This window comes from Rhodomicrobium udaipurense JA643, from assembly GCF_000636015.1.
GTDB lineage: Bacteria > Pseudomonadota > Alphaproteobacteria > Rhizobiales > Rhodomicrobiaceae > Rhodomicrobium > Rhodomicrobium udaipurense.
This window is the reverse complement of sequence record NZ_JFZJ01000169.1, coordinates 1-5,425: the sequence shown is the minus strand read 5'-3', so window position 1 is coordinate 5,425 and position 5,425 is coordinate 1. Positions and strand designations below refer to the sequence as shown.

5 protein-coding genes are annotated in these 5,425 nt (G+C 58.1%); all 5 read right to left on the bottom strand.

What is annotated here, in order from left to right; genetic code table 11:
* Positions 1 to 36: 36 nt before the first annotated feature.
* Positions 37 to 792 carry a WxcM-like domain-containing protein gene (locus T281_RS18965; RefSeq protein WP_155955312.1) on the bottom strand — a complete coding sequence of 252 codons (756 nt, stop codon included), beginning with the start codon at positions 790 to 792 and terminating at the stop codon, positions 37 to 39.
* The gene (locus T281_RS16025) at positions 789 to 1,343 is read right to left on the bottom strand and encodes a GNAT family N-acetyltransferase (protein WP_037241826.1); all 555 of its coding nucleotides are present in this window, start codon (positions 1,341 to 1,343) and stop codon (positions 789 to 791) included. The genes T281_RS18965 and T281_RS16025 overlap by 4 nt, the downstream gene beginning before the upstream one ends.
* Before the next feature lie 1,068 nt (positions 1,344 to 2,411).
* Positions 2,412 to 2,921 (bottom strand): transcriptional activator RfaH, encoded by a 510-nt coding sequence (locus tag T281_RS16020; protein ID WP_037241823.1) that lies wholly within the window; start codon positions 2,919 to 2,921, stop codon positions 2,412 to 2,414.
* 78 nt (positions 2,922 to 2,999) lie between these two features.
* A complete protein-coding gene (locus T281_RS16015; RefSeq protein WP_037241819.1) occupies positions 3,000 to 4,217 on the bottom strand; it encodes a glycosyltransferase family 4 protein in 1,218 nt (405 codons plus the stop codon).
* Positions 4,218 to 4,455: 238 nt separating this feature from the next.
* A partial coding sequence (locus T281_RS16010) for a polysaccharide deacetylase family protein (RefSeq protein WP_037241817.1) occupies positions 4,456 to 5,425 on the bottom strand: 970 nt, incomplete at its 5' end.

Here is a 5,425-nt window from a genome sequence, read left to right as displayed (position 1 = left end):
GGTAGGCGGCGCCGAGGTCGAGGAAGGGGATCGTCATTACCTGCGCCTTTCCAATTCCGCGAGGAAGTCGTCATAGGTTCGCAGGTAATCCTCGGCTTCGTAGGTCCGCGATGCGAAAACCAGAAGTGCCGCATCCGAGCTGTAACGATACTGGGTCCCCCAGATCATTTCTGGCATGAATACTCCCATGTCTGGCCGGTCGAGGGTCACTTCGCATCGGCTCTGCCCGTCATCAAGCAACACGCGACATGTGCCATGGAGGCAGATGAGGAACTGCTGACATCGCCTGTGTGCATGTTCGCCCCGCAATTCCAGGGTGGGGACATCGAAGACGACAAAATAGCGGGCGGGCGAGAAGGGCACCTCGGTCGGCACTTCGCCGACGGTCAGCGCCCCGCGAGCGTCGCTGATCAGGCGCATGAGAAACAGCGCGCTTTCGCCCACACCGAGATCAACCTTCGACGGGCGAGGGAGGTGACTGAAGGCGTGAATGTCGATGTGTTTCGGATCGGGCCGTCTCTGGGAGCCGCCGTCAAGATAGCCAACCACCTGCGCGGGGTTGCCTTCAACGATTGCATTCGGGGGCACCGAGCGCAGAACGACGGCGCCTGCCTTGACCCATGCGCCCTGCCCAATGGTCACATCGGCGCCGATAACGCAGGCGGCGTCAAGCCGCACATTCTGCCGAAGCACGATCCCGTCTCCCGCGAGGACGACCCTCGGACCAAATGTAACGCCTTCAGCGATCTGTGCGTTTTCGGGAATTATGCAGTCAACTGGCCTCTCAGTCATACTTCATGCCCTCCTTCGAGGATCGCCATGTAGCTGGGGCGGTCGGTCAGAAATCGGTCGCGGAGATAGGCGAAATAGATGTGGCGGCCGTCGCGATGCAACTCTGTCATGCCCAGGCGACGATTGAAGGCCTGTGCATGTTCGTTCTCGACACGCGCGTCGACGTTTGCTGTTGGTAATCCGAGACCCACGAACCCGATACCGAAGGACAGCACAGCACTCTCCAGCGCGGCTTTCCGCGTCTTGTTGCAGTCAAGGACCCAACTGCCCCAGGTGAAGCTGTCTTTCCCGATATCGTATAGCCTGACCAGCCCGCAGCGGACGCCGTCGCGCCGTTCGGTGACATAATAGAGTTCTCGCAAGTCCGCCTCGCGGGCCTTGTAGTCTTCGATCCAGCGGCGTTGGTCCTCGGCTGTGCCGCGAACCTCCGACAGATGCCGGTTGTAGGCCGGATCGGTGCGCAGGGCGTGGACGTAGTCTGCATCCTCGAGCCGGATGAGGCGCAGAACAAGGTTCGGGCCCTCGATACGGGCCAGATCAGTGTGAACCATCGAATCCTCAGATCACTTTCATGTCGGCGGACGATGCTCAGGTCGCTGAAAATGCGCCCTTTCGGCTATAACTCGAAGGGAGTCTGGAACCGCAAGGCCCTGAGTTGCCCGGCAAAGTTGTAGGCGGCCAGCCAGTCCCGACGTGACGGCGGAGATCGTCGGTTACACAATGGGACAAACAGCTAGGAAAGTCGCTTAAACTCCCGCACCTCATCATCGTCAAACATTGCTGAATGTACAGCAACAACGATAATAATACTTAGGCAAATAGGTAGCATTACCACGACGGCTATCAGGCCTAACGATCTTCGAAATAAACTTGTCAGAATAAGCGCCTTTTTTCGAAACATCGTAATTCCTCCCTGCTCGCCCTCCACCATGTCTTGAGTTGCTCGCCGCCCTTTTGACATTCTTCGATCATCGCCCGCGTTCGATCTGGCTGCAGCCGAGCGACCTCCATTGCCAGATGGCGAGACGCACCGACGCCCTCGCCCAAATCGAAGCGTCAAATCAGTGAATTGCTGACGAACTTCGGGCAACTGCATGCGCGAGGCACTGGATGGTGAAGCCAAACACGGCGCGACCGGCCTGCGGAATGGGGCGATGCCGAGGAAGCCGTATAGTAGATATTCCGCAAGGTCCCAGGATCGCGTCGCGCTCTGCCTGTCTCCATAGGCTTGCCCCACCAGAAGATGGCTTTGGCAAAATCAAACTGATCGACGAAACTCGTTCAGCCGCACCGGGTTGTCCTTGGTGATATTAACCTTCAGGGCGATCGGGAAACATCGTTCCCTGATCGCGATCCGTCCAGGTCACAAAGCTCGTCGGCGAATCCCCCCTCGTCGCTTCACGAGGAGAAAGCGTGGTAGAAGGAATGGGGCGGTTCCGTTGCGCCACTGCGTGTGCGGTACTTTGCGTTTCAACTCAAAAAGCCGGATCGCGCACGGCGATGGACGCCCGATCATTCGTGAGCGAGATCGCCGACACGTCTGCTGCGACCTCTCTCTCTGCTCGCGGCATGTCATTGGCTTGCCCGGCCACACTTGCATGCCTGGACTTCGGCTTTTCTTATGTCGCGCGCAACATCTTGGCCTCAACTTGCACCTTGGTTTGTTGATTGAGGAGATCAAGGAGCAAAAGAATGCGATCACGTTCCCGAAATTCGAGGATCTGCCCCACCAAGCCGTCGAACGGGCCGCCGCTTATCGTTACAGTCTGACCCGTCTTTAAAAGTGCTTCGGGCTTCGAAATAACACCGTCCATTTCGCGAGCCTTGAGACTCTCGACGAAACCGACTGGGAGCACGGCAGGGCTATCGCCAATTCGCAATATCGAGCGCACGCCGTAGGTTCCCAAGATAGGCCGCAAGTATTGGAACGCGCTCTGATGCTCGACAAAAACATACCCCGAAAAAAGCGGCCGTGGGGCTTCATAAGCCCGGCGAGCATGACGGACTTGCTTTACCGTCATTGGGCAGTAGGCAACAAAGGCTTGCCTCGCCAGGTTTTCGACCGCAAAACTTTCCCGGTGCGGATGCGTCGTCAGCACAATCCACTTTGAAGTAACAGGTAACAACATAACACCCAATTTTTAATCGCGCAAATGTATTTCTAATAAAATAATAATTTTTGTCAAGATCAAGGCGAGCATCGAGCGCTATTTGTTCGAACCTGAAGCCGCCGACCGCCAGCCCCCGGCGCCCGAAATCAAGCGCACCCGGCTAACGGATTTCCTCGGCGTACGCCCCACGCATTCGCGTAGGGCGACGAGGTAGGCGTCTGTGACCAGGCGCTCGTCGAACTGGCGTTCCATCTTGGCGCGTCCGGCCTGCCCCATTGCCAGCCGCCGCTCGTGCCCCATGTCGATGATTTCGATCATCTTTTCCGCCAAATCCTCGGCATCGCGCACGCGGCAGAGGAGCCCGGTTTCGCCGTCGTCGACGACTTGCCGGCAGCCCGGCACATCGGTTGCGACGATCGGTTTTCCAAGCGCCGCCGCCTCAAGCAGCGTGCGAGGAGTGCCCTCGCGATAGGACGGCAGGACAACGCAATCGGCGGCCGCAATGTGCGGGCGCACATCGTCGGCCTGTCCCAGAAAATCAATGACGCCTTCAGCCACCCATCTGTCTACATCAGTGCGGGAGACCGCTGTCCGGTTCTCTACGTCAAGAAAGCCCATAAGCTGAAACGAAGCATCAGGTCGTGCCGCTCGCACTATTCGCGCAGCATTGACATATTCGCGTACGCCCTTGTCAAAGACGAGACGCGCGATCAGCAAGAACCGGCAGCCGTTACCATTCGCGCCTGGCTCAACCTCAACTGGGGTGAACCGGGTGAGGTCGATACCGGAGCCCGGCACCAGTCGGGTCAGCTCGGCCGCTACCAGGCCCGCGGAGACAAATAGTCCGCGGTCGTCGTCATTCTGGAAGAACACGCAGTGCGAGTTGGCAAGGGCGGTCCCGTAAAGCCGCTTGACGATCTTCGTGAGCCATGTGTCGCGGATGAAGGCGGTGCCGAGTCCCGAGACATTGTTGATCACCGGAATGGCGAGCCGCTGCGCCGCTAATGACCCGTAGACGTTGGGCTTTATCGTGTATCCGAGATAAGCGACTGGCCGCTCCCGTCTGAGGATCGACAGGTAGCGCAGGAACAGCGAGGCATCTTTCGCCGGGTTCGTGCCCTTGCTGTCTATAGGCAGTGGGATGAACTGGCAGCCCATCGCTTCGAGCCGGGGGACATGCCCATCAGACGGCGCAATCGCGACGACGTCGTAGCCCTCCGCGATCAGCGCGGCGATGAGCCCGGCTCGGAAGTTGGCGATGTTCCAGGCCGTGTTGATGGAGATGACGATGCGCGGGCGGCGATGCGTGGTCATGGCGGGCTCGTCGGGAGCTATTAGGAAAAGTTGACGACTGGTGCGAAAGGAAGGCTGCGTATCAGTGGCTTTGTTAGCAAGGCACATATCCACGAACGAGAATTGGCACGGTTCGCGAGATGACACTGACTACGGTGTCAGTTGATCTGCACGTTGCGCGATCCGTTCCGCGAGCGGTTCATGACCTTTTCTACAACGAAGCGGGAGGTGGTCGGCCAACTATGAAATCATCAGTCGATCAGTTGAAGGCGGGCGTGCAATGCGCAATCGCCCGCTCGGCACAATACTCTGCCTGGGTCACCACTCTCAGTCCTCGCTTCTCGCGGTACTCGGCAACCAACGCCAGAACATCTTCCAAAAAGAGGAGCGTCTCGGGGCCGTCGATAAGATTATGGGGATGCAAGAAGACGCCTGCGACCCGGTCGTTATCAGCCGCATCAGCAATGATCGACTTCCATCTTGCACGGCACAGCGAACGTGGAACCAAGCGGCGCGCGCCCTTCTGCCAATTGATGAAGCAGCCGCCAGGAATGGAGACGAGTCCGGAAACAGACGTTTCTTCCGGCTGTGCTCGTTCCCAGACGTCGCACTCGCGCAATAGATTTCCTATACGGCCTAAGCGACCTAGGCGGGGATGCGCATTGCGGAACCCACGATAGCCATACTCGGCCAAGAGGTCTGGTCGCCCAACCTCGTTACGCGGAAAAACAAAGGTCCGTAAGTCGATCCCACGAGAACTGGCGATTTCGCTGGCGCAGGCAAGTTCGATTCTAATCACATCTTCAGTCACGCCCTCACCGGTGAACGGAACATGTCGGAGGCCATGACATCCGATTTCATGTCGCCTGTCAGCCATGACCATATCCAAGGCTTCAGGGCAGAACCAGCCATCCAGGTCGCACCTGCTTTCCGCGCGACGGAAATTCTCCATCCAGTTTCGCCCATCACACGTCACGTCCGTCAAACGCGTCTGCCACTCAGCACGTTCGCTGTCCCGCAGGACGAACGCCATGACGAAGGCGAAAGTCGCGGGCATGTCATAGACATCGAGAAGTTTTAATAGTGCAAGGTAAGCCTGTGACAATCCGTGGCGCGTAATGAACCGGCTCTCAATTCGGTCCCGCCTGTCGGCTATACCCCAGTTACCCTCGCAGTCGAATGAGATTAAAAACAAGCCTGCCATTGTCCAAGTCGCTTTCTTGCAGACG

Coding starts and splice junctions, on each gene's coding strand:
- T281_RS18965 (WP_155955312.1), bottom strand. CDS start 792: ATGACTGAGAGGCCAGTTGACTGCATAATTCCCGAAAACGCACAGATC.
- T281_RS16025 (WP_037241826.1), bottom strand. CDS start 1,343: ATGGTTCACACTGATCTGGCCCGTATCGAGGGCCCGAACCTTGTTCTG.
- T281_RS16020 (WP_037241823.1), bottom strand. CDS start 2,921: ATGTTGTTACCTGTTACTTCAAAGTGGATTGTGCTGACGACGCATCCG.
- T281_RS16015 (WP_037241819.1), bottom strand. CDS start 4,217: ATGACCACGCATCGCCGCCCGCGCATCGTCATCTCCATCAACACGGCC.